Origin of the sequence: Paenibacillus sp. 4624 (assembly GCF_050435065.1) — a bacterium.
Lineage (GTDB): Bacteria > Bacillota > Bacilli > Paenibacillales > Paenibacillaceae > Paenibacillus > Paenibacillus amylolyticus_D.
On sequence record NZ_JBNDJR010000002.1, the window covers coordinates 314,600 to 341,594 of the forward strand.

Here is a 26,995-nt window from a genome sequence, read left to right on the forward strand (position 1 = left end):
GTCTTGGACAAAGTCATGTCGAACCGTCTGGTGGCCGCACTGTATGTACTGCCTGCGCTGCTTCTGCTGCTGGTTCTGGTCTACATCCCCATTGTACTTACGGGCTATTACGGTTTGATGCAATGGGATGGAATTGGGGCAATGACGTTTATTGGTTTGGATAACTACACCAGATTGCTCCAGGACAGTACGTTCTGGCAGAGTGCCAATCATACCTTTTTGTTAGCCTTATTCTCTGCGCTGAGTCTCATTGGTTATCTGATGATTGCATTGGTGCTGTCAGGCAAGATCAAGGGTGCAAATCTATTTCGTAAAATATATCTGATTCCGATGCTGTTATCCTCCGTTGCGATTGCCCAGTTATGGCTGAAAATCTACCACCCCAGCAACGGTGTGCTGAACAGCTTCCTGGAAGCCATCGGATTTAGCAATCCGCCAGCTTGGCTGGCGGAGCCATCACTGGTGTTGTATGCATTGTTCGTGCCAATTTTGTGGCAGTATGCAGGTTTCTATATTTTGATTTACTATGCAGCACTCAAAAATATCCCGGAATCGCTTATTGAGGCCGCGCGGATAGATGGTGCAAACCCGTGGCAAATTGCTTTCCGGATTAAGCTGCCGCTCATTACGGAAGTCATTAAAGTGACCGTGGTGCTCGCCGTGGTCGGCTCACTGAAATATTTTGACCTCATTTATGTCATGACAGATGGCGGTCCGAATGGCTCCAGTGAAGTCATGGCCTCCTACATGTATCGTCAGGCATTTCGCAGTTTTGACTTTGGATACGGCAGTGCGGTAGGTTTCTTCCTGCTTCTGATCTGTCTGGTCGTGACTTGGCTGCTTCGCAAAGCAACGGCATCCAAAGATACAATTCAATATTCCTGACGCTTACTTACAATGAAAGGAGGTCATCCCGTTGAAGATGGAACCGGCTGTTCGGCTGCCTGTGGGCCCGGAGACAGGTCATAGTCCGGTATGGACGAGAAGACTTGGATACGTCCTGTTATATGTGCTTCTGTCTCTGGTAGCTTTGCTTCAGATTTTGCCTTTAGTGTGGCTGCTGTTATTTTCACTTAAAAATAATCAGGAAGTATTCGACATGGCTCCTTTTGCGCTCCCGGCTACGCCGCGTTGGGAGAACTATGTCAAAGTGTGGACGGAAGGCAATATCAGCTTATATTTTTTCAATAGTGTATGGATTACGATTGTTTCTGTGGTGTTCACGGTGTTGTTTGCGAGTCTCGTCACCTTTGCCATTACACGGATGCGCTGGAAGGGTCGTTCACTGGTGCTTGGATTGTTCATGGTAGGGCTGATGATCCCGGTGCATTCCACGCTGATTCCGCTGTTCAGCCTGTTTTTGAAGTTGAATCTCACCGATCATCCGTTATCGGTCATTCTTTCTTACATTGCATTTAATATGCCGATTACGATTATGATTCTGCTAGGATTCTATTATGCGCTTCCAAGAGAGGTAGAAGAGGCAGCGGTGATGGACGGCTGCTCGGTGAACCGCATCTTCTTCCGCATTGTACTGCCGATGACGGCTTCGGTCATTGCTACAACCGCGATCATTAACATGATCTATGACTGGAACGAATTTATTTTCGTGAATACCTTCATCAGTTCGGATGCATACAAAACACTGACGGTCGGAGTGCAGAACTTTATCGGGCAGTACACCACCGATTGGGGTGCCATCGGGGCTACGCTGATGATCAGCATTTTGCCGATTTTGATTGCGTTCCTTGTGCTGAGTGAACGAATTGTTGAAGGGATCGCTGCGGGTTCGGTTAAAGGATGATTGCCTGCCAGTGCTTCCACTGATTTTAAAAGTAAAAGAATTTAAGCCCTTCCACTACTCGCTTAGTTAGCGTGGTGGGAGGGTTTTGTTATGTCTTGGAGTCGTCACAGAACGCCATAAAAAAGCGACAGCCAAACAGGTTTTATGAAAACGATAAACTACCTTTTTCTGGAATTTCAAAAAACTTTCAATTATTTTCGCAAAACTACTGCATTTTCAAACCACCTGTGCTAACATACCCTATGAATTGAAGCAAACGTTGGAAAGGTGAGAAAATGACAGCAATATCCTCGACCAAAGAGTCCCTCCGTTCAGATGCCCAGGACCTGAAGCTGATCCGGCTGACTTGGCCTATTTTCCTAGAACTCTTCTTGTTTATGTTGATGGGGAGCGTGGATACGCTCATGCTTAGCTCGGTATCGGATAATGCCGTTTCCGGGGTGGGAGCGGCCAACCAAATTATCTCGATTGCGATTCTTGTACTTGAAGTCATTGGACATGGTGCTGCCATTGTAGTAGCCCAATATATCGGTTCGAAAAAGCTGACAGAAGCAGCACAGGTTACAGGTAATGCCATTACGCTAAACCTAGCGGTCGGATTGATCCTTAGTGTGATCTTCCTGGTGTTTGGCGGACACTTGCTGTCGCTTTTGAATATACAAGGTGAAATTTATGATTATGCCCGTTCCTATATCAGCATTGTCGGGGGCGGAATCTTCCTGCAGGCCCTCATTAATGCACTGGCCGCAACGATACGTACACACGGTTATACCAAGGAAACGATGTATGTGTCCGTGTTTATGAACGTCATTCACGTGATTGGTAACTATGCTCTGATCTTTGGTCACTTCGGACTGCCGAAGCTGGGTGTGGAAGGTGCAGCGATCTCGACGGTAGGCAGCCGTTTCGTCTGCTTGCTGATCTTCTTCTGGCTCTTGTATCGTGTCAGCGAAGTGCGTGTAGATTTTGAATATTACATTAAGCTGTCCAAAAATTTTATTGGCAAAATTCTGCGCATCGGCATTCCTTCTGCGATGGAGTCGATGGTGTACCACTCTTGCCAGCTCGTATTTACGCTGTACGTGACCTATCTAGGTGCGGAAGCGATGGCAACGAAGCAATATGCAGGCAACATTTCCAGTTACATTTATCTGTTCAGTATGGCCATCGGCATGGGGACATCGATCATTGTTGGCCGACTTGTCGGTGCTCGGCGCAAGGATGACGCTTATAAACGTGTATTTGACAGTGTAAAATGGGCGCTTCTGGCTACCGTTGTGATTGACGTGATCATTATCATTTTCCGCGTGCCGCTGATGAGCATCTTTACGGATAATCCAGAGATTATCCGATTGGGAGCGCAAGTGCTCTTGCTAAGTTTGGTGCTTGAGACCGGACGTACATGCAATATCGTCATTATCGGTTCTCTGCGTGCGGCAGGGGATGCGAAGTTTCCGGTATACATGGGCCTGATTTCCATGGTATGTATGAGTCTGCCTCTCGGATATCTGCTGGTGTTCCATTTAAATCTGGGGCTGGCAGGTGTATGGCTTGCTATTGCGGCAGACGAATGGACACGTGCGGTCATTATGTACTTCCGCTGGAAGAGCCGTGCATGGGAGAGACATGAGCTGGTGGAGCATGATGAAGAAGAGTCTGGTGCACAGCCGGTTCCGGCAGTCTAAATACGCGAAGAGTCAGTCAAGGACAGAGTTGTCCTTGGTCTGGCTCTTCTTTTTTGGTTTTTCCGCAAAAATGATCAAAACGGCGCCTTCGTGAGCACGTATAGTAAGGATATGGAAGGGGGACATCTTCAATTGAGTCGATATCAGGAGATGATTCAGCATAGCTTGTTCTACATCGAGAACCATCTGCATGAAGAGATTGGACTGGAAGACGTGGCTGCCCATGCGGCATTATCGCCGTATCATTATCACCGGGTATTTCGGGAAGAAGTGGGCATGACGGTGGTTGATTACATTCGCCATCGGCGGATGAGTCTGGCGTCTATTGCACTTCGCTCCACAGATGCGGGTATATTGGACATTTCACTTGCCTGTGGATTTGAAAGTCAGGAAGCGTTCACCCGGACTTTTCGCAAAATGTATGGCATGCCGCCTGGACGTTTTCGCAAATTATTTGATCTTAAACTATTCACTGGAAAAACCAGAGGAGGAGAAATAGAGATGAATTCTACAACGGCAATCAAAGGTTGGATGTTAACGGGGAGTCACCCGCAAAATTATGAGATGGGTATTGATCCTGCGGAGGTACATCAAGGCAAGGCCTCAGGGTATTTGAAGGCCGTTACACCAATGGAACCGAATGAATTTGCGACGATGATGCAGCAGTTCAGGGCAGACAAGTATGTAGGTAAACGGATGAAACTGTCCGGGTTTGTCAAAACCGATCGTGTGGAAGCGTTCTGCGGACTTTGGATGCGTGTGGACAATCAGGTGCAGGATGTGCTTCAGTTTGATAATATGCATGATCGGCCGATCACGGGTACACAGCCATGGAATCAGTACAGCATTGTACTGGATGTACCGGCAGAGAGCGCAGTGATCTCGTTTGGGGTGATCCTGAACGGGAAAGGCAAGGTCTGGGTCGACAGCTTCCGCTTCGAAGAGGTGGATCTAAACACACCTGTGACGCATATGGAGACGGAATATGAGATGTCGGACGAGCCGTTAAACTTATCGTTTGAGGAATGAAAAATCAAATAGCGCGGGTTATTTTTAAACGGAAGGAGGGATGGGAATTATGGTATAATGTTGGTGAAGAATGGAGCTGAAGATGTGTGACGGAAAAGAAAGCGATGGATACGCTGGAATTTCTGAGTCATGATGCTGCCACCCGCATGGCGTATGACGCCCGGATGAAGGCGTTGAGCGATGAGAAGTCAATGATTGAGGGCGCGCGGGCAGAAGGGGCGGCCAAAGGCAGGTTGGAAGGCTTACGGGAAGGTAAACAAGAGATGGCCCGTGAGTTGTTGGCGCTCGGTGTGGACATGTTCGCCATTGTGAAAGCCTCAGGACTTTCCGAAGAGGAAATCCGAAAGTTGCTACCTTAGCAATAGGTACCAACAAAGATGATTAGCGTTTAAATATTATCAGTCAATTTCACATGGTTACAGTCAACATGTAATAGAGAAATTTTGAGCCAGTCCATCGGTGGAATGGCTCTTTTTGTTGTCTTTGGGGTATAAAAAGAAAAAGGACAGCGTGCAGATTGGACTATACTCGTCTATTGCTGGAAACGACCAAAGTTTCATGGCATATTGATCGCCATCTTGTTAACATAAACGCATAAACCAATGACACAGATAAAGAGGATGAGTCCGATGAATAGAAAAGTGCTGGTTGTGGATGATGAATCCAGCATCGTTAGTGCCATTTCGTACGCACTGCGGCGTGAAGGATATGAAGTGGAGACAGCGAGTGATGGCGAAGAGGCATTGGAAAAGGTTGCTTTGTTCCATCCTCAGGTCATGATTCTGGATGTGATGATGCCCAAACTGGACGGATATGGTGTCTGCCGCAGGCTGGAGGATCGGGAGGATATCGGAATTATTTTGCTCACCGTCAAGAACGAACTGGTGGACAAAATTGTCGGCCTTGAAATGGGCGCAGATGATTATATGACCAAACCATTCGAAATCCGTGAATTACTCGCCCGCGTGAAAGCACTGATGCGTCGGGTGGAGAAGAGCAATACCCCACCGCAGGACGACTCCAAGAGCCAAGCGATTGTCAATGGAACACTGCGTATTCATGTTGCTCATCGCACAGTGACGGTGGGTGAAGAGAAGCTGGATTTAACACCGAAGGAGTTCGACCTGCTAACCATCCTGATGTCTAATCCGGAACGGGTGTACACACGGGATGATTTGCTGGATCGAGTGTGGGGCATGGAGTACGCAGGGGGGACACGGACGGTAGATATTCATATCCAGCGTTTGCGCAAAAAAATCGGGGATACCGATCAGCAACTGCTGCAAACGGTATACGGTATTGGGTACAAGGCAGCTGCTCCTGAAGCAGGCGGAGCGGTATGAGAGTCAGCATTAAGCTAAAATTCAGCGTGTTTCTGGCTGCATTGCTCATCCTCACGGTGGTTGTGCTTAGCTCCCTCGTGCTGCGGGGCATTGAACTTAATCAGCAATCACAGGTGGAGAGTACTCTCGCGCAGCAGACGCGTCTCATTAATCTGAATGTGCGCCAAGCGTATTATACGGAGGCCATTCGCCAAGAGCCGGAACGGTTCCTGCAACAAAATGGACGCAGATTGGCGCAGGCTCTCTCTGATTCAACGGGTTTGCCGATTGCACTATATGACATGAGTGGCAAACAAGTAGGGGCTTCCTTTGCCCCAGCCGAGAGTGAACTTGTTGAGGAGACCTTGAATTACGCATTGAAAAATAAAATTGCCTATCACGAGCAGGGGGAGACATTGCTTTATGCCGCCCCGCTGGACGGCCCGGAGGGACAGATTGGTGCCATCTGGATTCAATATTCCGTGCAGAACTATCAGGACTTCTATGCCCGGATTCAACAATTGTTCCTATGGGCGGGCATCACGGTGGTCGCGCTTAGTTTCATTCTCGGCTATCTGTTCTACAACCGTTTTGCTGTAGCGATTACCCGATTGAAGAAATCAGCGTCTTCCATTCAAGAAGGCAACTATATTACCGAATCTCCGGTCAAACGTAAGGATGAATTGGGCGAGCTGGGACAAGGGATTTATTATATGAGCACGTCTATTCAACAAAACATTGCAGCCATGCATGCCGAGCAGCAGAAGCTGCAACTGGCAATCGAGAAGTTACAAGCGCTTGAGCAGCAACAGAAACAATATATCGGCAACATCAGTCATGAGTTCAAGACACCATTGACGTCGATCAAAGCATATGTGGAGCTCTTAAACATGTACAAGGATGATCCACAACTGCTGGACGATGCGACGATTAATATCGGGAAGGAAACCGAACGATTATATGAAATGGTAGAAAAGGTGCTGCATCTGTCCGCGCTGGAAAAGTATGATTTTGAGAATCAGGCGGAGGATGTAGAGATCGGTGCATTGCTGGAGGATGCTTGCGGACGAATGCGAGGTAAGGCCGAAAAGTTTGCACTGAACATGGATCTGGGCCTGGAGCCTGCCATCATTCACAGTGACCGGGAAAGTCTGATGCATATTTTCATCAACCTGCTGGACAATGCGATCAAATATAACGTTCCTGGAGGCATCATTCGAGTGGAGAATGAGCGGCGTACAGAGGAACATCAGGCGGTCATTCGCATCTATAACTCAGGTACGCCGATTCCGGAAGAGGCACGGGAGAAGATTTTTGAACCGTTTTACACGGTCAATAAGGACAGAGCTCGTAAAACAGGCGGAACCGGACTGGGTCTATCCCTCGTAAAGCAGTTTGTTGAGAAGCAAGGCGGAACGATTACATTATTACCGAGCGATCCAGCGCATCAAGATGGCGTGACATTTCAACTCGTATTCCCACTGGCAGATCAAGACATAGATACAAGTTTACAAGTTGGAAACAAGTCTGAATAACTTTGGAAGTATGCCAGCTTTATGATGGGGGTATAGCATAAGTAACCGAGGGGGATCACGACATGATGAGATGGATGAAAGTTACGTTTGGAGCGCTGGGGGCAGCTGCATTATTGACCACTGTCGCTTGTGGAAGCACCACAGAGCCGTCTGGCAATTCACAAGGTGCAAAAACAGGTACAGACATTACGGTCAAAGATAACACGAACACGTCCGTTTACCAGAATTTCAAACTTGAGAAAATAGATAAATTGCCTAATATGCGAGGAATCGCTTGGTTGAGCGAGAACTCGATTGTGACGGATAAAGAAAACACGTCCATGAAACCCGTTAATGTAGAGGGAGAGGAACGGTATCCGCACAACCTGTACATGTATGATCTGACGAAGGGCACAGATACACCGCTCATAGAGAGCGAGGTTAACCTGGGAGCGCCGCAGGTGTCGCCGGATGGGCAGCATCTGTTCTACTGGCAGACGGAGGAAACGACAGGCTGGCCTTTTATTCTGAACCTGAAGAGCGGAGAAGCGATTGCCGCGGGTAAAGAGGATGGATTCATTCAGGAAGGTGCCTGGCTGGATAATGAACATGTCGTTTTTTCCAATATGAAAGGGGATCTGGTCTCGGCTTCACTGGACGGTACCACAAAGGTATTGGTAGAGACAGGTAACTTTAATGTGCGCAGCATCAAGGTGTCGGGCAACGCGATCTATTACATTACCGGAGAAGACGGTCAACTGAACACCTATGATGCGAAGACGGGCGAAGTCAAACAGGTGCTCAAAAGCGTGGAGTGGGTCATCCCTTCGAACGACGGAACAAGGCTTGCGATTGTAAAAAGAACAGCGGATACCAAACGGGCGCTGGTGCTCACCGATCTGGAAGGCAATGAGAAGGCCACACTCGCCAGAGGCACGCAGATTTTTGGCACAAGCTGGTCGGGTGACGACTCCAAGATTGCGTACACGATTAATTCGGATAAGGATAACGAAAAAGGATTGTTTGTTTCCAATACCGAATCGGCAGAGCAATTCCAGATCTCCGCAGAGATGGACAATGTAGCTGATGCGTTGGCTTGGAGCCCGCAGGGAAACAAAATTTTGCTGTCACAATCCGTGATGGAGAATGAAAAATATCACTTTGTGACCTCGATTATTACGATTTCAGAATAGTTGCCCAATCAAAGGATAGTGACGGCATGGAAGGCGTGTTCCATATCTTTCATGCCTTACTATACATTTATATTGACTAAGTCCTTGCGCTTCCGATAAACTAGTATGCAGGAATATAAAGTCGAATGGTTAGACAGCAGTTCGAGACGATGTTTCGGGCGGCTGTTTCTTTTCTTTTTCTGCAAGTCAGGGTGCAACGTAGGTGGCTCGCCGGAAGAACCGGCCAACAACATGGAAGAGGAACAGGTGATATACATGTGTAACAGCGCGTATCGCGTGCTTTTATATTATAAGTTCGTGAAGATTGAAGACCCCGAGACGTTTACGCAGGAGCATCTGCAATACTGTAAAGACCTAGGGGTGAAAGGCCGTATTCTGATTGCCTCCGAGGGTATTAACGGTACGGTATCAGGAACGCCGGAGCAGACGGAGCAATATATGAAGGACATGCACGCCAACCCGTTGTTCAAGGATATGGTGTTTAAGATTGATGATGTGGAAGAGCATGCGTTCAAAAAAATCTTTGTGCGTCACAAAGCAGAACTGGTGACTTTCCGCGTAGACGATGAACTTGATCCGAATGAGATTAGCGGTAAACGCCTCTCACCGAAGGAATTCCACGAGCATTTGCAACGGGATGACGTTATCGTCATCGATGGACGCAATGATTATGAGTATGAAATCGGTCATTTCCGCGGCGCTATCCGCCCGGATGTCGAATCATTCCGTGAATTCCCCGAGTGGATTCGCGAGAATCTCGGCGATATGAAGGACAAAACAATCATTACGTACTGCACAGGCGGTATCCGCTGTGAGAAGCTGACAGGGTTTATGATCAAAGAAGGTTTCCAGGATGTTGCCCAACTGGAAGGCGGAATTGTAACTTACGGGAAAGACCCTGAGGTGCAAGGGCGTCTGTTTGATGGAAAATGTTATGTATTTGACGAGCGGATTTCCGTACCGATCAACCGTACCGATGAGGATATTGTTATCGCCAGCTGTTATCACTGCGGTACGACCCATGACCGATATATTAATTGCCCGACCTGCAACCTGCAGCATGTCTGCTGTGAGGATTGCGAAGAGACGCATAACCGCTTTTGCTCGGATGCTTGCCGGGAGGCAGCGCCCGTACAGGCATAAGCAGGAGAGCAGGTGCTGAACATGAAGCGTGAAGAAGAACGTACAACGCGTGAACGGATTCTGTTCATGCTGAAGCAGCAAGGAACGATGACGGCTCGTGAAATCACGGCGGAGCTAGGGCTGACCGGAATGGCGATTCGCCGACATCTGACAGCACTGGAGCAGGAAGGATGGATCGAGGTGCGTGAGGCTCGTGCAACAGCAGGGCGTCCCTCCTCGGTATATCATCTGACGGATCGCGGAGACAGTTATTTCCCGAAGTCCTACTCTTCTCTAACACTGGAACTGCTTGATGAATTGTCTGATACGGCAGGCAGCGGAGTCGTGGATGCCCTTTTCGAAGGCCGCCGTGACAAGTTGCTTCGCAGTGGCTTGCCGCAGATGGAGGGGCATGACCTTGCCGGACGTGTGGAGGAACTGGCACGAATCCAGAATGCCAACGGGTATATGGCTGATGCATCCAGAGAAGAAGATGGCACGTATGTCATCACTGAACTGAATTGCCCGATTGTACAGGTCGCGAGTGTATACAAGCAGGCTTGCCGCTGCGAGTTAGAGTTATTTCGTTCCCTATTGCAAGCGGACGTCGAGCGCACTGAATGTTACGCCGATGGCGGCAAAAAGTGCAAGTACCAGATTCGCGAGGTATCGGGGAAGTCATCATAGCGGGTCATCTATAAGATTGTTTCGAATGTCGAAGCAGTCTTTTTTTTATCTAAAAAAACACGTGTACATAGTTTTTATACACGTTTATTCACTCTGATTTGAATACACACACCCATATCTCATTATGAACATATGTGATTTAAACTTCTTGTTATCTGAATTCTGATCCAAAACTTTTTTTAGAAGCGGTATTTTTCGGATTAAAAACACTCGTGATTATACCGATATATATCATATAAAAATTATAGCTTCTAAAAAAAAGGGGATAGGTCATGGCTCGGAAAAAATCAGGTTTTCTTCGTTCAATACTCACATTTTGTTCATTAAGGCAAACGGCAGGACAAATCATGCTGTCTTCACTGATCATCGTCATTGTCTGTGTTGCGGTCCTTTCGGTTACCTTCTATGTTCCTACATCTAATCAGGTCAAAAGTTATTCAACGAAACAGCTCGTATTAGATACGAAATTGTTGGCCAAAGAAATGGATATCAAAATGAAAGAGCAACAAACCGTCGTTAGAATGATTGCCGAGCAAGGTGCATCAATTGAGGACAATAAAGAGCAACAGATGCAATTTCTCTCCAGTTTAAAAGAGCAGCATCCTGAGTTTACTACGGTTCTGTATTCACCGGATGTAACAGGACAGTTTGCGATGGACGCGACAGGTAAAGAATATGACTTATCGAGCCGGCCTTATGTAAAAGAAATTCAGGCGGGTCGTTCGTATGTCTCTGAACCGTTGATTTCTGTAGTAGATAATACACTTGGCGTTGCCATTGGTGCACCAGTTATGAAAGATGGTCAACCGGTTGGTTTCTATACTGCTGGTTATCGTATTAATGAATTGGTCGAAGATGTAAGTGCATTTAAGCACGGTAACACGGGACAAGCAGTGTTGATGACAGCGAGTGGAATCTTTATCTATTCTCCAGATGAGACGAAGATTATGAATAGTAATATTACGGATATGGGCAACACCCATATGAATGAAGCATTTGCCGAAGCGGTAAAAGGCAATTATGTTGCATTTGATTTTCAAATAGATGGTGTTAAAAGATTGGGATACATGACTCAAACAGAACTGAACTGGGTTGTTGTTACATATATGGATGAGAGTGAATTTTCAAAACCGGTTAACGATCTGCTCTTGCTTATACTTACAGTAGGAATTATCATCGTTGCGGCCGCGTTGTTACTCAGTATTTTAATCGCGACAAAAATTGTAAAGCCCATTCGTCAACTCACACACGGGATTGATCTACTGGCACAAGGCGATCTGACGTATCGCATTCCTGTAAAAGGGAAAACGGATATTAGCGCAGCCCTGCATTCATTTAATAGATCTAGTGAGCAACTACATCAGTTGATGACGAATGTTTCGGATCTGTCCGGACAATTAACCGATTCTGCCAAACAGCTAGCCGTAGGTGCTGAGCAAGGTTCCAATGCATCACAGAGCATTACGGAGGCTATTATGGTGGTTGCCGAGGGCTCGGAGCGTCAAACGTCAAGTGTACAAGATGGTAGCGATGTAGCGGAAAATATTGCGATGCAGATTAATGGTGTCGCAGAACATAGCTCTCATGTATCTACCGTTGCTTCGGAAGCGAATGTACTCGCGACGGATGGATCTACAGCGATGCATGATCTGGGTAGGAAGATGGATGAGATGGAGTATGGCATTCGTGAGCTGTCCGGTACGATTCAAAACCTCAGCAGTTTGTCCACCTCTATTGGTGAGGTTGTAGGTGTAATCAGCAACATCGCCCGGCAAACAAATATCCTCTCTCTGAATGCTGCAATTGAAGCATCACGTTCTGGTGAGGCTGGCCGGGGATTTGCCGTCGTGGCCGATGAAGTTCGTAATCTTGCTGGACAGTCAATTGCATCCGCAGAGCAGATTGCTGGATTTATTGGGCGCATTCAGGTGGAGATTGAGCGTACACTTCGTGCTTCTGAGCAGACCGTTGAGCAGGCTGCTCAGGGCAAACAGGCGGGCGAAGTTGCAAGTGAGCTGTTTACGAATATTCGCTCGTCCGTGGAACAGGTCGCTGACAGTATCCGTAGTGTCACAGCGGCGGCAGAGGAGATTGTCTCTGGAACGGGAAGCCTGGTGGGCTCTATTCGCCTCATTGCTGATTCGGCTAGCGAGACAGCAGCAGAGACTGAAAATGTCTCCGCAGCAGCACAGCAACAAATGGCTTCTATGGAGGAAGTGGCTTCCTCATCAGCAGAACTCGCTAATATGTCAGAGCAACTGCGGTCACAGATTGAGAAGTTTAAATTGTAGATGGAGATAAAGTATTAGATCGATGCTTATGAATTAAAGTAGATATAAAAATGAGGCAACCTGTTATTTGGGGTTGTCTTTTTTAACAATGTAAAGTTTTCTATCACGTATCCGGGTAAAACGAAATTGGAAGCGGTTCAACCATTGACGGAAGCCGGGATGCCCTTTAATATTAGGAAAACAATAAAAGAGCAACACGGCATGGACCTCAGTCGCATGCCAAAAGTCTAGATTTGTCTGCTTTTGTCGATCAAAGCAACAATGCGTTGAAGTGTTTGTTTTGTCCCGCTCTATCGTACCTGAGGGGATACAAGATGGAGTGTAACCGGGAAGACCACATTTTTAACATTTGGAGAGGGGTTCTTACAGATGAAAAAGAAGTTTTGGATGTCATTGATGATGGCTGCTTCGATGATCGTAGCGGCAGGTTGCGGAAATAACAGTGGTGCAGGCTCGGAGTCCAAAGGATCAGACAGCACAACAGGAGGCGGAAGCGAAGAAAAATCCTATCAGATTGCTATCTCCCAGATTGTGGAACACCCATCGCTGGATGCTACACGTGAAGGCTTCATCGCAGCTCTGAAGGATGCCGGCATTGAAGAGAACAAAAACCTCAAGATTGATTATAACAATGCGCAAGGTGATTCCACGAACAACTTGTCTATTGCACAGAAAATTGCGGGTGATTCCAAAAACGATCTCGTGCTCGGGATTGCTACGCCATCAGCACTAGCTCTTGCACAGCAAGTGAAGGACAAGCCACTCTTGTTTGCAGCTGTGACGGACCCACTGGGTGCGAAGCTCGTGAGTGATATGGACAAACCGGGCGGCAATGTAACTGGTGCATCGGATACGAATCCAGAGGCGATTGTGCAATTGGCTGATTTTATCGCTAAGAACCTGCCGAATGTAAAGACTGTGGGATTGGTCATTAACGAAGGTGAACCAAATGCAGTTGTCATGGCTAATAATGCCGAGAAGGCTCTGGCAACACATAACATCAAGCTGGTTAAAGCACCAGTAACCAATACATCGGAAGTCAAACAAGCGACAGACTCGCTGGTTGGTAAAGTTGACGCATTCTACATTACACTCGACAACTCCGTTGTAAGTGCAGTAGATACGATCATCCAGACGGCAAACAGCAACAAAATTCCGTTCTTCTCCAGTGATCGGGATACGGTAGAGAAAGGCGCTTTTGCAACCGTAGGATTTAAATATTATGACCACGGCTACCAAGTCGGTGAGATGGCTGCGGACATCTTGAAAAATGGAACCAAACCGGGCGATATGAAGGTGACCGTTCCGGACAAGCTGGATCTGATCCTGAACCTGAAGGCAGCTGAAGCTCAAGGCATCACAGTAACGGATGAGATGAAGGCTGAAGTGAAAGACCAGGCGAACAACATTATCCAATAATGAACCAGTGAACCAACGGCCAGACTGATTTATTGAGCAGCTGACAGTAAAACAATACTTCGGCAGATGGAGGTGAGGCGAACGCGCAGGTGGGTTCGCCTCATTCTTTTCGGACAGAGATAGACAGGGAGGAAGCAGTGTGAGTATAAGTTGGAATTCCATTGAAGGGGCCATTGAACTGGGACTGTTATATGCACTTATGGCACTTGGTGTGTATATTACGTTTCGCATTCTGGATTTCCCCGATCTTACCGTAGACGGAAGTTTTACGACAGGAGGCGCTATTGCAGCGGTCATGATCTCCAATGATTACTCCCCTTGGCTGGCCTGCTTGGCAGCTATGGCTGGCGGCATGATTGCTGGAGCCCTCACGGGTCTTTTGCATACGAAAGGCAAAATTAACGGACTGTTGTCCGGGATTTTGATGATGATTGCTCTGTATTCGATCAACATGCGTATTCTTGGTGCGCCGAATAAATCGATTATGGGCGTGGAAACGCCGTTTTCAGGTGAACATGTCATGATCATTATCATTATTGTTGTGCTGGTATTTAAAATCATGCTCGATCTGTTCATGAAAACAGATATTGGACTCGCGCTCCGCGCCACAGGGGATAACAAACGCATGATTCGCAGCTTTGGTGCGAACACGGATGTGACAACCATTATTGGTGTCAGTTTGTCCAATGGACTGGTAGCCTTGTCTGGTGCATTTATTGCCCAGCAATCCGGGTTTGCTGATATTACGATGGGTATTGGCATGATCGTTATTGGTCTGGCCTCCGTCATTATTGGTGAAGCAATTCTCGGTGCCAGAACGGTATTCTGGGCAACACTGGCGGCTGTAGTCGGTTCAATCATTTACCGTATTGTAGTTGCACTGGCTTTGCAGGTGGAATGGTTTGATACGTCCGACTTGAAGCTGATCACGGCTGTGATCGTTATTATCGCTCTCGTCTTCCCTACGATGCAGCGTTCGATGAAACAGCGCAGCCTCGCTCGCAAACGGACCGAAGAGCTGATGCGTTCCGGCGGTCAACAGGCAAAGGGGGGCATGTAGCATGTTAGAGATTACACAAGTCACCAAACTGTTCAACCCGGGCACAACAGATGAGAAAACAGCTCTGGTTGGTGTAAATCTGACCATGAATCCGGGTGATTTTGTAACGGTCATTGGCAGTAATGGCGCCGGGAAATCGACCTTGATGAACATTATCTCAGGTGTGATGAAACCAGATATGGGCGACGTGCTCATCAACGATCGTTCGATCAGAAATCTGCCGGAGCATAAACGCAGCAGCTGGATCGGTCGTGTCTTTCAGGACCCGATGGCTGGAACCGCTCCGCATATGTCGATCGAGGAGAATATGGCGATGGCATATAAACGCGGCAAAGGACGCGGGCTTGGCTTTGGTGTGACACGCTCCAGACGTGAAATCTTTAATGCACAGTTGGAGAAGCTGGGTATTGGGTTGGAGAAACGTCCCAATGCTAAGGTAGGTCTGCTTTCCGGCGGCGAGCGCCAGGCACTCAGCTTGTTGATGGCAACCTTCACCCAGCCGCAGATTTTGCTGTTGGATGAACATACAGCGGCACTTGACCCATCTCGCGCAGAGCTGATTACAGAGCTGACGGAGACTCTTGTCCGTGAGATGAGACTCACCACGCTGATGGTAACGCACAATATGGAACAGGCCATTCGTCTCGGCAACCGCCTGATCATGATGGACAAAGGACGAATCATTCTCGATGTCAGTGAAGAGCGCAAGCGCACACTGACGGTGCCGGAACTGCTCGGGGAATTCGAGCGGATTAGCGGCAAAAAAATGGCGGATGACCGCGTGGTACTGGGATAATAAGTACCGTAGCTGGGGTGCTGAGTATGGCGTATTACATCTGCAAACCATGTTAGCGACGTATATTCGTATCCAAATCCCTTTGCGTTTTCGCAAAGGGATTTTTTATGTGGTATGTTGAAGAGGTTCAGAGTGAGGTAGAAGGTTCAAAGAGAATTAAATAAACATAAACGAGAGGTTTTTGAAGGAATATTCCCTGATGTAGCAGTTTGGCATACATAGAAATAAGCAAGAGGAGGAACGGGCAGTGTCTCTACAATTTGAGGAAGGAAGCTACACTGTATATTGGCGTACAGAGTCTATTCATTTGCTGGCGAAGGAGTTTGCCCTTTTGCATTTTCTGTATGCAAACAAAGACAAGGCCTTTACGCGCAGTCAACTGCTGGATCGGGTATGGCCGCTGGAATATCCGGTGGAACGAACCGTAGATGATCATATCTATCGGTTACGCAAGAAGCTAAAACGCTGGGATGAGATTAGCCTCGATACGGTCAGGGGTTATGGCTACCGACTTGCCTTGCGGGAGAACAAAGCGATGTTGATCTCTAATCCTTCGGTTCATGATCCAGAGATGCAGGAAGTGATTCACGGACTGCTCCGCAAATATCATCTGTTCGGTCAGGGAAATTCAATTCAGATGCTGGTTCACCAGCAGGAAGCACTTGGCTTGAAGATTTCACCATACTACCAATTGTATATGCATTTTATCCAGGGAGATCTGGAGTGGCTGACGAGCACAGATGACTTCCCTTTGGAAGAGCGCTTGTACTGGTTATTGATTTATGTACATGCTCTCATTAAGCCAGCCGAAAGTTTGGAATTATACAGGCTAGCGATCCAATCACCTTTGTTGCCCGCCGAGTATCGTCAGGAACTGCGCATTCTGAATATTATTGATATCTACGCGGAGACGGGACAGTACCAGGAAGCTAAGAGGCTGCTGGAAGAGACATATCAGGTAATGGAAGCAGAACAGTTGACTTATTTCAAATTACCCGTAGGTATCGCCGCGTTATCGGTTGAACTGTGGGGTGGGAGTGGAGAAGCTGCCGAGGAACAACTGGCTGTGTTGCGATCTGAATTAAAGGATGCTCCCTATCTGCGAGAAATTGGTCGTTTTCAGGTGATGGAGGGTTTATGGCTACTTCGACAGGGACGGGTGCGAGAGGCAGAACTGCGAATGGATGACGGTCTGGATGTATTAAAAATGTCGCTCAATGCTCCGCTATATCTGAATTCAGCCTATCAGATCCTCCTGTATATGGATCACCATCGAACCCCGGGAAGACTTCGCAATAAATATCAGCAGATATATACAGAGATCGGTAAGTCATATGGTGTTCCCGTATATGGGCAGCAGATCGTAAATACCATTATTAACTTTTTATCAACGGATTCCGAATCCTCTGATCTTCCTCTGACATAGCGCCTCTATGATTACAGCCAAGGAGCAGTCCATTTTATAAGCTGGTTGTAATCAAGGGAGGAAAATCAAGTATGAAGCAACAATCATCAAGGACGGAAGAACCCCACTTATCCAATGTAGAGAATCCATCTCGTCCAGCGAACTCATCAAGAAACGACGTATTTCCTTCATCTACACCAGATGATTCATCTGGTGAATCTGCTTCACAAACCTTAAAAAGCCTCTGGGCTAATCTGCGGTTTGTGCGTCTGTTTGTTGCTTATGCGCTCGCCACCTTTGGCGATTGGTTCGATGCACTGGCAATACAGGTCATGGTGGCTTACCGTTGGGGTGCTGATCCGTTGATTATCGCGCTGATCCCTGTCTGTATGGCTGTACCGGGTATCTTATTTGGGTCGGTAGCTGGTGCTCTCGCTGATCGACTGCATAAAGTGAGAATTATGATTCTCTGTGATGGCATTACCATTGCGCTAACAGTGGGCATTTTATTCGCACCAAGCCCGGCATGGCTGCTGCCACTTCTGGCTCTGCGTGCGATGATGAGTGTGTTTCACGTTCCTGCCCAGCAGGCGCTGACACGGCAGATCGTGGCGGAGGAGCAACTGTTTCAGGCCTCGTCTCTGAACGGTTTTGTGAATCAGTGTGCGAAGATCGCCGGCCCCCTTCTGGGCGCGGTGGTGTTAGCCTTTTTCTCTCCGCAAATCTGCATTCTGATCAATGCGTGTGCGCGCCTGTTATCAGGCGCTGTGTTATGGCCCTTGCGACGTTTGGCGGAGAAGAAGGAACCTGTTATCCAAAGCGAGAATGCCGGTGAAGTTCCGAAGGAATCGGAATCCTTCTTCACGCAGTGGCAGGAGGGCTGGAGGTATTTACGCCGGAGTCGCGCGGTGAGGAATACCATCGTGTTTGGATGTTTGGGCCTGATGTCTATTCTGATGATCGAATATCAATTTACAACCCTGTTTCGGGGGATCAAGCCTGGTGATGAATCCCTGCTCGGCTGGCTCGGATCATCCGTAGGTGCGGGAGCGGTGTTTATCATTCTACTGTTAAACCGATTGCCAAGGTTAGGATACGGGTGGGGGCTTGGCGGCGGATATTTTCTCATTGGGACCGGCATTGCAGCACTAGGCTGGGTTGGTCCAGATACATCGACAGCATGGATTATTGTCTTGGGCTTGTGTATTGGTCTGGGGAATGGACTGTTTATGGTTACGATGAATTATTTGCTGCAAAAAGAGACCTCTCCTGATTATGTAGGACGTGTATTTGGCATTCAAAACTCGTTATACAGTGTGGTACTGATCGCTGCCCCGCTGGCGGGAGGTGCACTCATTCGTTCTGTCGGGCCGAGTCCAACCTTTCAAATGATTGGCCTGGTTACACTAGCCATTGGACTTGGGGGCATCTTGTTACAGCGTATGTTGTGGTCGATCAGCAGAACATCCTCTTCGGTAGAGAAGACAGGGTCTGCCCAACAAGGAATTTCGTAAAAAGCTTTTCTCATAGCTATATAAGTTGAACTATAGATTTTACACAGTCCACTCCGGTGACAGAAGAACCTGGAGAGCAGCTGTTATCCCCAGATTTGTTGAACTACCTTTTCCAAAGGGGGATGTCATTACAAGGGAACAAATGCTGTGCCTGATCCTTTTGGCAAAGTCGATATCTCCGCATATAAAATAGCCGCCTTCGGTACTCATCCGAACGTGGCTATTTCTGTTCCTTGGCCTGCATAGAGGCACGGCTATAGATTATCATACTTCCCACCAAGTGAAATACGTCGTGGAGGCTAACAATCCAGCAACGGAGAGTGATCCTGTCACGGACAGGTTAATTGCCTGACCGGGAGGAATGACATATTTGCCGAACTCATTGGATTGGAATGGGCCAACTTGCAGAGGCATGGACATTACAGCAGTCGCACCAGATGGGGCTGCTGTAGAGAATCGGACGAGAGCGGCACTTGTGTTACTGCTGGAAAGATTGCTGTTTACCGCAGAGAGTGTGCTTGGGGATGAAAGGGTACCATTTACACTCAGGCTCATCGTTCCACTGAAGGAAGATAACAAGTTGAGTGCGACAGTAATGCCACCGGACAATCGGGAGACATACAGGGTTCTGCCACTTCCGGTAGGATTGGCGAGTTGTAGTGTTGCAGTTACGCTTCCTCCTAGCAAACCCAGTGTGGTGGAGTTGGTTGAACCTGCGTTGTACAGGTTACCCGTGCTGCCCGCATTATTTTCGGGTGGGGCAACAATGCCAGGTGAGATATATGTGTTGGTATTGGACGTATAAACAGGTTGGTTCAAGGGATTAAATACATTATTGTTCGGCATGATTCGCACCACCTTTACTCAAAATCCAGGTTAGAATTCCCACCAGAATAGATTAATAGACCCCACTTGGCTTCCTGTTCCCAAGCTTATGGATAACGATTGACCCGGAGGCACAACAATGGAGCCATTTAAATCCAAAACGTATATGCCTGCGGTGAGCGGTATGCTGAGCAGGCTGGTGAAGGTACCCCCAAGAGTCCCTGTATTTTGCCTTGTCGTTGCGATGCTGGTATTGGCATTGCCCAGCAGTGTATTGACGGGTACGGGCGTGCTACCGACAGTGACGGTTCCACCGGAATAGACTACGAGTGTAGCTGCTGCTGTTGTTCCCCCTGAGAGGCTCGCAATGCGTATCGTTCTGCCGCTTCCGGCGGCATTTAATATTTGTAGAAGGAGATTTTGGCTCGAAGGAATTGAGACATTGTTTGTGGTCAGGGCAAAAAAACTACCTGCTGCAGCCGCCCCGGTATCCGGAGCTGCTCCAATTCCCGGGGCCGCGAACGTATTGGTCAGCTGGGTAAATAGAGGGCCGTTAGACTGGTTGAATACATTAGCATTGGTCATCCCACTTAACCTCCCCTGGACGAAATGGAATACCTAGACGTATGGAATAGATGGAGAATAGCACATAGCCTACTTTATTTCGCATGTCCTCATTACTAGCATGATATGTAAAAGGAAGAGAAAGCGTTTGGGGATTACATCCGAATACGTAAATAACGGCGGATGCCGTGCCCGTATTCTCCATCCGGGCATACGATGCGTAAGCACATTTTTTAAGGGGAAATCGAGATGAGTCGAACAGCCAAGCGAAGCAGGAAGAGAACGAAACTCTCAGCCAAGCAGACAATGAAATCAAAAACTAAATATGTCAGCCGCCGCCCATCCCGTTGTTCTCGCCGCGCTAAACTGCTGAAGCCCCCTTGTTCCCGGATTACCCGTCCTAGGTTCAAACAGGGTGCTTTCTCACGCACGAAACTCCCTGGTGCTACTCACTGTTTTACAGAGCATACCTACACTGGAGCAGAGACAGGTCAAGGCGAACATGCCCTCCCACCGCAGGACACCTCATCTCTGAGCATGTACAGCTATGGCGTTGTGAATCGTGGAAAACATCCAGCGATCGTTCAAGTTCAGGTCAGCCCAAATGCCGTAGATTATGCAGTGGATAGTCAGGAAGTCATTGAGGGAGGACAGACGAAGGCGCTGGTTCCCTTGCGATTTCTGCATTATACCCGGCTTGTGCTCCTGCCTGTAAATCCGGCTCAGCCTACTCGGCTTGATGTATATTTTCAGGCACAGCGTATGCTCGTAAGGTAGTTTAATTACACAGATTGTCCAGGGAGGAGGACGAGGCTCATGCCTAACTTTACAACGTTTAATACGAATCCGGATAACTTGAGAACGCTGATTTTTGGTCAGGATAGTACAGGTACGGCTCAGCCCGTCAGAACGGATACAAGCGGGAATGTGGTAGGTATCATTCTAGACGGGACGATCAGTAACATTTCAGGTCTGACTACGGTTACCATTAACGCGGGCACAATCACCAACATTCTGAATGGTACCATCACGAATGTACTGGGTGCTACGATCACGGCGGGAACAATCACAAGTGTGCTGGGAGCAACAGTAACAGCTGGAACGCTGACCAACTTGTTAAACGGTACGATTACGAGTGTTCTCGGGGCAACCGTCACGGCCGGAACACTAACCAATCTGTTGAACGGTACAATTACCAGTGTGCTCGGCGCAACGATTACCGCGGGAACGATCAACAGTGTGCTCGGGGCAACAATAACAGCCGGCACGTTGACCAACTTGCTAAATGGTACCATCACGAACGTTCTCGGCGCGACGATTACAGCTGGGACAATCACGAGTGTACTTGGCGCGACGGTGACTGCGGGTACCCTGACGAACTTGCTAAACGGTACGATTACCAATGTGCTTGGAGCAACGATCACGGCGGGAACCATCACCAGTGTATTGGGTGCTACGATTACAGCAGGAACCATTACCAGTGTGCTCGGCGCAACGTTGACGGCAGGTACCCTGACGAATCTCTTAAATGGTACGCTCACCAGCGTACTTGGCGCGACCATTACCGCAGGTACATTAACGAACTTGTTGAACGGAACGATTACAAATGTCCTCGGAGCGACGATTACGGCGGGAACCATTACGAGTGTGCTTGGTGCCACGTTGACGGCAGGAACGCTGACGAACCTGTTAAACGGAACGATCACAAGCGTGCTCGGTGCGACAGTAACGGCCGGAACATTGACGAACTTGCTGAACGGTACACTTACCAGTGTACTCGGGGCTACCATTACTGCGGGGACGTTAACCAACCTGTTGAACGGAACCATTACCAGTGTGCTCGGTGCCACGATTACGGCCGGTACACTGAGCAGCGTTACATCCATCTCCCAAAAAAGTTTTCAGGAGAACCAGCTTATCGGCACGCCGACGGCTAACACGTTTACTCCACTGCCTGCTGTGACAACGAGTGTGTTCGGCACGTATTCCTTCTTCGTTTATAACAGGGGACCAGGATTGAATAGGGTGGATGCCCAGGTAGAGATCAGTGCCAACGGGACCAACTGGTATACAGATGTAGCTACGGTAACAGGGATCCTGTCCGGCTCTGTAGATGTTCTGGTACCTCAACGATTTCTGAAATACACACGTCTTTCTTATCGTTCGAGTCTGATCGGCGCACCAAGCACGATTGATGTGTTCTTCAATGGACAAGGCACATAACCCGCTTTGCTGTCATATAGGTACATGGAGTTCACTTTGGTGGGCTTCATGTACTTTTTTTGTATCGGAGGTCAATGCGGATGCAGAACCGGTTACTCGGCATTCATATGATTGTGCAAAATGAAGAGCAGCACCTGCCCCGCTGTCTGGACAGCTTGAAGCAAGCAGGTTCGGAATGGTTCATTACGGATACAGGCTCGTCCGACCGGACAGCTGATATTGCCAGAACATATGGTGCGTCAGTGATACACGCCAGTTGGGAAGATGATTTTGCTAAAGCCCGAAATATTAGCCTGCCTCTGGCAACGACGGAATGGATTCTCTGTCTGGATGCCGATGAGTATGTCATCGAAGGTCTGGAACAATTGATGAATGTTCTGCCAAACGTCCATAAAAGCATCACCCGATTACGCATCACGATCGAAAATCAATACGGCGAAGGGGTAGAGGACAAGATCCTGTCCCATCCGGTACGGCTGTTCCGTGCTCAGCACGGTTATCAGTATACAGGGCGCATTCATGAGCAGTTGTTTCGCCAAAATACGGACCATCAAAGCTCTAACGTTACCCTAAATAAGTCCATAGGAGAGAGTGGTATACACTTAGATTCACTGGAACCAAGTGCAGTAGACGATTCAGCAGCTGTTGATGTAGATGTGGAATTTGAAGAAGAGCCGCTTGCTCCTTTGCGTCTGGGGCATGATGGTTATCTAGCTACGGTAATCGCCAAAGGTGATAAGGCCAAGCGTAATTTGCACCTGATCGAGCAGGAACTTACGGATGATCCGGGAGATCCTTTTCATCTATATAATCTGGGCGTAACACGCTGCCAGTTGGGTGATTTGGAACAGGCGGCGAAGGCATTTCGTGAGTCGCTGAAACTTGCCGAATGGCAAGCTCCCTATCGCTCCACCCTTGTAAGAGATTTGGCCAAAGTGCTGGTAGAACTGGAGCGTTACGAAGAAGCACATCTGCTGCTTTCCGGAGAAAGTCAACGTTACCCTGCATACGCTGATCTGCATTTGATATACGGTGAGGTTCTGGAACAACAAGGTTTGCAGGAACGGGCGTATCGTGCCTATGCGCGGGCGAGCACCTGTGGCCCCAGTCCGAATGATCACGGAAGGTCTGGCAGCGATGAAGCCGTGACCAAAGCTTTTTACGTGACAGAAGCAGGCTCTTGCAGTTACCGGGCTTGTACATCGATGGCACGGATTGCGCAGAAACGGGGATTCGGGCAAGAAGCAGTTCGGCTATACGAACTTGCCCTGGAGCATCTATCTACCTATAGACCTGCTTGGGTGGGGCTGGCGGATGCATTGCAGCAACAGGAGGATTCGGATGAATCGATTGCAGCTCGTTTGCTTCATCTAGCTAATCGATTACATCAGATCCATGGGACGGATCATGCAGATCAAACGAACCGGCCGCACCCCTCTGTAGAAAAAGAATCAGAGCTTGTGCTGATGCAAATACTCTATGCCCTCGCTGATTGTGGAGCGTATAAGCAGGCATTACTTCTTCTGGGTGGTGAGGCATCCCATATTCATGTTCCAGCAGGTGATCAACTTCACTGGATGTTGTGTGCAGGCCAAGTCACCGATGCATGGAACCTCGCTGAGAGCTGCTGGGGGGAAGCGGACAGAGCGGATCATAAACGGACCTCTGTCTCGTCTATCATCACTTCAGGAGTTGAGGATGATGCTGATATGAACCTTCAATCGGATGAGCGAAATGATTGGGCGTTAGCATGCTGGGCGAGTGGCAGGCGTTTGACTTCATCCTTTTTCGCTAATGTATCTTCTCTGGAGAAGGGAATGTGGAAGGTAGCGGACCGGTTACTGTTTGAGTATAGGCCTGTGACCTTATCAACTAGCACTTCTGTACCTTTGGTACCTGATGCATCTGATGGGCGGCTACTGCAATGGGGGGAACCGGTGCAGAGGATCGCAAGGAAGTTAGTGGCCCGTATGATCCAAAGCGGGCAGTTGGTCATCGCACAGCAGTTGCATGAGCGACTGGCTCGTATCATGTCAGATACTGAGAGTTCAGAAGCAGCAATTCGGCAGAGTTATGCGAGTCTGTTGCATCGGCATGGATACACGATGATTGCTGCCGAGATGCTGATTCAGTGTATGGCAGAAGGGGAACTGGATGCGGAAGGGCTGTTCTGTCTGGGCGAAACGCTGTACTCCAAAGGACACGTGGAGCAAGCGCTGTCGCTCCTGGAACAGGCACTGGAGCAAAAACCGGATTTCAGTCAAGCCCGTACCGGAGCAGTTGTTTGTTACTTGCAGATGGCCCTCGGTTTAATTCGTCAGGAACGGAATCGTTCCTCCGAGGCTGGAGCTCTTGTGAATCAGCAGCTGGCTTTGGAGCAACAGTTGCGAACAGCGGAGGGTATACCTTGGCGGACAGTATATCATGCAAAAGAAAGGAGGAATCATCATGCAGGCACATCAGCATCAGAGACAGCAGAGTCAGGCGCAGCGGATCTCTCTGTGCATGATCGTCAAGGATGAGGAAGAGATGCTGCCACGTTGCCTTGAGAGTGTACAGGGTGCGGTGGATGAGATCATCGTGGTAGATACCGGATCATCTGATCGCAGTGTGGCCATTGCACGGGAGTATGGCGCATCGGTGGTTGAGTTTGCGTGGTGCGATGATTTTGCCGCGGCACGAAATGCTGGCCTGGAGCGGGCTTCCGGCGACTGGATTCTCTTTCTTGATGCGGACGAGGCGCTGGAAGCGACAGCTCGGGAGCAGATCAGAAGCTGGACGGAAGTCAGCGGATGTGACGGATTGTTTTTAAACATTCATAACTATACGGGTTCGGGTCAGCAGGGCGCGACAGTGAATCCGGTGCTGCGTTTATTCCGCAATCATCCTGAGCATCGGTTCAAGGGCCGGATTCATGAGCAGATTGCGGCGGCGATCTGTGAGCGAAATCCGGAGGCTGCGTTTCATATCACGGACATGGTGATTCACCATTACGGGTATCAGACAGTGGTTGTCGAGCGCAAGGACAAGGTAAATCGCAATGTGCGTCTACTGCAACAGGCGGTGGTGGAAGAGCCAGATCAACCGTTCCATCACTATAATTTGGGCGTGGAGTATTTACGTGTGGGTGAAGCGGAGCAGGCGCTGGATTCGTTCGGCAAAGCCCGGAAGATGATTGATCCTGCAGTGACCAGTTATGCTCATTTGCTGTTGAAATACGAAGTCCGCTGTCTGGAGCATTTGCAGCGCTGGCAGGAGGCACTGGAGCTTGTGGATGCGGCGCTGGAACTTTTTCCGGAATACACGGATCTGATGCATCATCGTGCGGTATGTGCAGATGCTTTGGGAGAACCGGAGGCTGCGGAGATATGGCTTCGTAAAGCTATTCGGCAGGGGCCGCCGCCAGCGATTTTTCATACAGAAGAAGGCATGGGCACATACCAGACATGGTACTTGCTTGGCCGCTTGCTGGAAGGAAAGGCCGATCTTGAAGGAGCAGTCGATGCTTATGTGGAAACGGTGCGGGCAAAATCCAGTTTGGTACCGCCACTGTATCGCCTATTTCGAATTATGCGGGTATCGGGGCAGGAGGGGCAGATTCCAGCGGTGATCGAGTCTCGTTTTGCCATGAGTTCGGAGGAAGCTCTATCCAAAGTACTGGGCATTCTGGAACAGTGCCATTGTTATGATGCGGCGCTTGAATTGCTTGTGGAGTTGCCGTCTGGTTCTTCCGGCGAGCAACGAGAGAAACGTTCTGTAGCTGAGGCTGTTCTGCATGTACAACGGGGGGACTGGAGTACAGCGCGTTTGAAACTCGAAACGGTGAAGCGAAAAAAGGGTTCATTTGCACCTATGGCTGCCCGTTGGCTTGAACGTTTACGCTGGCTGGAGGGGAAAGAGGGGCAGGAAACAAGCGGACAGGATGCTTTTACCCGTTGGCTGGTGCACGGCTCACAGGTAGGCGAGGGCAGGGAGAGTGCATCTGAAGCAGAGTCGGGTTTTACAAGATGGGGGAAGGCCGCAGTAGAGATGGAGAACAGATCGAAAATGGAGAATCCAGCTGGACTTGAGGGTGCGGCGGACGCAGATCATGCAGGGCTGTACGACGGGTGGCAAGCTCTCGGGCTGATGCTGGAAGGGTGTGTTCAGTCTGGAAGATGGCAGGCGCTGCATGGATTGATTCAACGGGGGCGGCAACTGCTGGATGAAGTGGATGATACAACTGAAAAAAGGCTGGAGAAGGAACAGCATGCTGACGGTGAGCTGGCGAAGGAGAGAAGTCAGGAAGAACAAGTTGAACGGGAGATCATAGATGCCAAAAGGTGGATTAGTGAACCTTTTCCGGGAGCTTCAGATACACTGAGCGGAACGAGCTGGCTTGTTAAAGGACTGATTCGTGCCGCAGATCACCATCTGGCGCAACTTATGTCTGATACAGAACAGGTGAAGTCTGGGAAAAGGCAGCGTCATTCATACTGGCCTGTCATTCAGCATATTCGGCTGGAGTTGCCTGGAGCAGACGGATTCGAAGGTTGATCAGAA

21 protein-coding genes and 1 pseudogene are annotated in these 26,995 nt (G+C 48.7%); 20 read left to right on the forward strand and 2 right to left on the reverse strand.

The annotated features are described in order from the left end of the window. The first annotated feature begins 3 nt into the window (after nucleotides 1-3). The 16 genes and pseudogenes from ABIE27_RS05810 to ABIE27_RS05885 all read left to right on the forward strand — a co-directional run bounded on the left by ABIE27_RS05810 (nucleotide 4) and on the right by ABIE27_RS05885 (nucleotide 18,841). Nucleotides 4-885 (forward strand): carbohydrate ABC transporter permease, encoded by an 882-nt coding sequence (locus tag ABIE27_RS05810; RefSeq protein WP_123064045.1) that lies wholly within the window; start codon nucleotides 4-6, stop codon nucleotides 883-885. A 37-nt stretch (nucleotides 886-922) separates the two neighbouring features. Further along, the gene (locus ABIE27_RS05815; RefSeq protein WP_429350254.1) at nucleotides 923-1,804 is read left to right on the forward strand and encodes a carbohydrate ABC transporter permease; all 882 of its coding nucleotides are present in this window, start codon (nucleotides 923-925) and stop codon (nucleotides 1,802-1,804) included. A gap of 275 nt (nucleotides 1,805-2,079) precedes the next feature. Beyond that, on the forward strand, nucleotides 2,080-3,489 hold the full coding sequence (locus tag ABIE27_RS05820; protein ID WP_123064047.1) for an MATE family efflux transporter: 1,410 nt from the start codon (nucleotides 2,080-2,082) through the stop codon (nucleotides 3,487-3,489). A 111-nt stretch (nucleotides 3,490-3,600) separates the two neighbouring features. Beyond that, nucleotides 3,601-4,518, forward strand: a complete 918-nt coding sequence (locus ABIE27_RS05825; protein ID WP_429350255.1) for a helix-turn-helix transcriptional regulator — start codon at nucleotides 3,601-3,603, stop codon at nucleotides 4,516-4,518. A 95-nt stretch (nucleotides 4,519-4,613) separates the two neighbouring features. Then, nucleotides 4,614-4,877 (forward strand): annotated as a pseudogene (locus ABIE27_RS05830) (Rpn family recombination-promoting nuclease/putative transposase); the annotation flags it as partial. Between the two features lie 270 nt (nucleotides 4,878-5,147). Further along, entirely contained in the window at nucleotides 5,148-5,861 is a 714-nt protein-coding gene (locus tag ABIE27_RS05835) for a response regulator transcription factor (protein ID WP_123064049.1), read from the forward strand. Continuing rightward, complete coding sequence (locus ABIE27_RS05840) at nucleotides 5,858-7,375, forward strand: ATP-binding protein (RefSeq protein ID WP_429350098.1); 1,518 nt, start codon at nucleotides 5,858-5,860, stop codon at nucleotides 7,373-7,375. Before ABIE27_RS05835 ends, ABIE27_RS05840 begins: the two co-directional genes overlap by 4 nt. Before the next feature lie 62 nt (nucleotides 7,376-7,437). Continuing rightward, nucleotides 7,438-8,547, forward strand: coding sequence for a hypothetical protein (locus tag ABIE27_RS05845; protein ID WP_123064051.1), 1,110 nt, complete (start codon nucleotides 7,438-7,440; stop codon nucleotides 8,545-8,547). A gap of 255 nt (nucleotides 8,548-8,802) precedes the next feature. After that, the gene (locus tag ABIE27_RS05850; RefSeq protein WP_090921769.1) at nucleotides 8,803-9,690 is read left to right on the forward strand and encodes a rhodanese-related sulfurtransferase; all 888 of its coding nucleotides are present in this window, start codon (nucleotides 8,803-8,805) and stop codon (nucleotides 9,688-9,690) included. Between the two features lie 21 nt (nucleotides 9,691-9,711). After that, entirely contained in the window at nucleotides 9,712-10,356 is a 645-nt protein-coding gene (locus ABIE27_RS05855) for a helix-turn-helix transcriptional regulator (RefSeq protein ID WP_123064052.1), read from the forward strand. Nucleotides 10,357-10,628: 272 nt separating this feature from the next. Beyond that, nucleotides 10,629-12,647, forward strand: coding sequence for a methyl-accepting chemotaxis protein (locus ABIE27_RS05860; RefSeq protein ID WP_429350099.1), 2,019 nt, complete (start codon nucleotides 10,629-10,631; stop codon nucleotides 12,645-12,647). 369 nt (nucleotides 12,648-13,016) lie between these two features. Continuing rightward, on the forward strand, nucleotides 13,017-14,066 hold the full coding sequence (locus tag ABIE27_RS05865; protein ID WP_123064054.1) for an ABC transporter substrate-binding protein: 1,050 nt from the start codon (nucleotides 13,017-13,019) through the stop codon (nucleotides 14,064-14,066). Nucleotides 14,067-14,265: 199 nt separating this feature from the next. Further along, nucleotides 14,266-15,126, forward strand: a complete 861-nt coding sequence (locus ABIE27_RS05870) for an ABC transporter permease (protein ID WP_240036800.1) — start codon at nucleotides 14,266-14,268, stop codon at nucleotides 15,124-15,126. 1 nt (nucleotide 15,127) lies between these two features. Then, nucleotides 15,128-15,922, forward strand: a complete 795-nt coding sequence (locus tag ABIE27_RS05875) for an ABC transporter ATP-binding protein (RefSeq protein ID WP_123064055.1) — start codon at nucleotides 15,128-15,130, stop codon at nucleotides 15,920-15,922. Nucleotides 15,923-16,169: 247 nt separating this feature from the next. Continuing rightward, nucleotides 16,170-17,348, forward strand: a complete 1,179-nt coding sequence (locus ABIE27_RS05880) for a winged helix-turn-helix domain-containing protein (protein ID WP_429350100.1) — start codon at nucleotides 16,170-16,172, stop codon at nucleotides 17,346-17,348. A 71-nt stretch (nucleotides 17,349-17,419) separates the two neighbouring features. After that, complete coding sequence (locus ABIE27_RS05885) at nucleotides 17,420-18,841, forward strand: MFS transporter (protein WP_429350101.1); 1,422 nt, start codon at nucleotides 17,420-17,422, stop codon at nucleotides 18,839-18,841. Between the two features lie 264 nt (nucleotides 18,842-19,105). Here ABIE27_RS05885 and ABIE27_RS05890 read toward each other — a convergent pair whose 3' ends face one another. Continuing rightward, entirely contained in the window at nucleotides 19,106-19,687 is a 582-nt protein-coding gene (locus tag ABIE27_RS05890; RefSeq protein ID WP_123064058.1) for a hypothetical protein, read from the reverse strand. A gap of 30 nt (nucleotides 19,688-19,717) precedes the next feature. Beyond that, nucleotides 19,718-20,251: a hypothetical protein gene (locus ABIE27_RS05895; RefSeq protein ID WP_123064059.1), complete on the reverse strand. Its 534-nt coding sequence runs from the start codon at nucleotides 20,249-20,251 to the stop codon at nucleotides 19,718-19,720. A gap of 285 nt (nucleotides 20,252-20,536) precedes the next feature. Here ABIE27_RS05895 and ABIE27_RS05900 point away from each other — a divergent pair, with 285 nt between their 5' ends. The 4 genes from ABIE27_RS05900 to ABIE27_RS05915 all read left to right on the forward strand — a co-directional run bounded on the left by ABIE27_RS05900 (nucleotide 20,537) and on the right by ABIE27_RS05915 (nucleotide 26,989). Beyond that, complete coding sequence (locus ABIE27_RS05900; RefSeq protein WP_429350102.1) at nucleotides 20,537-21,007, forward strand: DUF6385 domain-containing protein; 471 nt, start codon at nucleotides 20,537-20,539, stop codon at nucleotides 21,005-21,007. Nucleotides 21,008-21,046: 39 nt separating this feature from the next. After that, nucleotides 21,047-22,453 (forward strand): DUF6385 domain-containing protein, encoded by a 1,407-nt coding sequence (locus ABIE27_RS05905; protein WP_429350103.1) that lies wholly within the window; start codon nucleotides 21,047-21,049, stop codon nucleotides 22,451-22,453. Between the two features lie 80 nt (nucleotides 22,454-22,533). Further along, nucleotides 22,534-24,975 carry a glycosyltransferase gene (locus ABIE27_RS05910; RefSeq protein ID WP_429350104.1) on the forward strand — a complete coding sequence of 814 codons (2,442 nt, stop codon included), beginning with the start codon at nucleotides 22,534-22,536 and terminating at the stop codon, nucleotides 24,973-24,975. After that, nucleotides 24,902-26,989: a tetratricopeptide repeat-containing glycosyltransferase family 2 protein gene (locus ABIE27_RS05915; RefSeq protein WP_429350105.1), complete on the forward strand. Its 2,088-nt coding sequence runs from the start codon at nucleotides 24,902-24,904 to the stop codon at nucleotides 26,987-26,989. Before ABIE27_RS05910 ends, ABIE27_RS05915 begins: the two co-directional genes overlap by 74 nt. Nucleotides 26,990-26,995 lie beyond the last annotated feature (6 nt).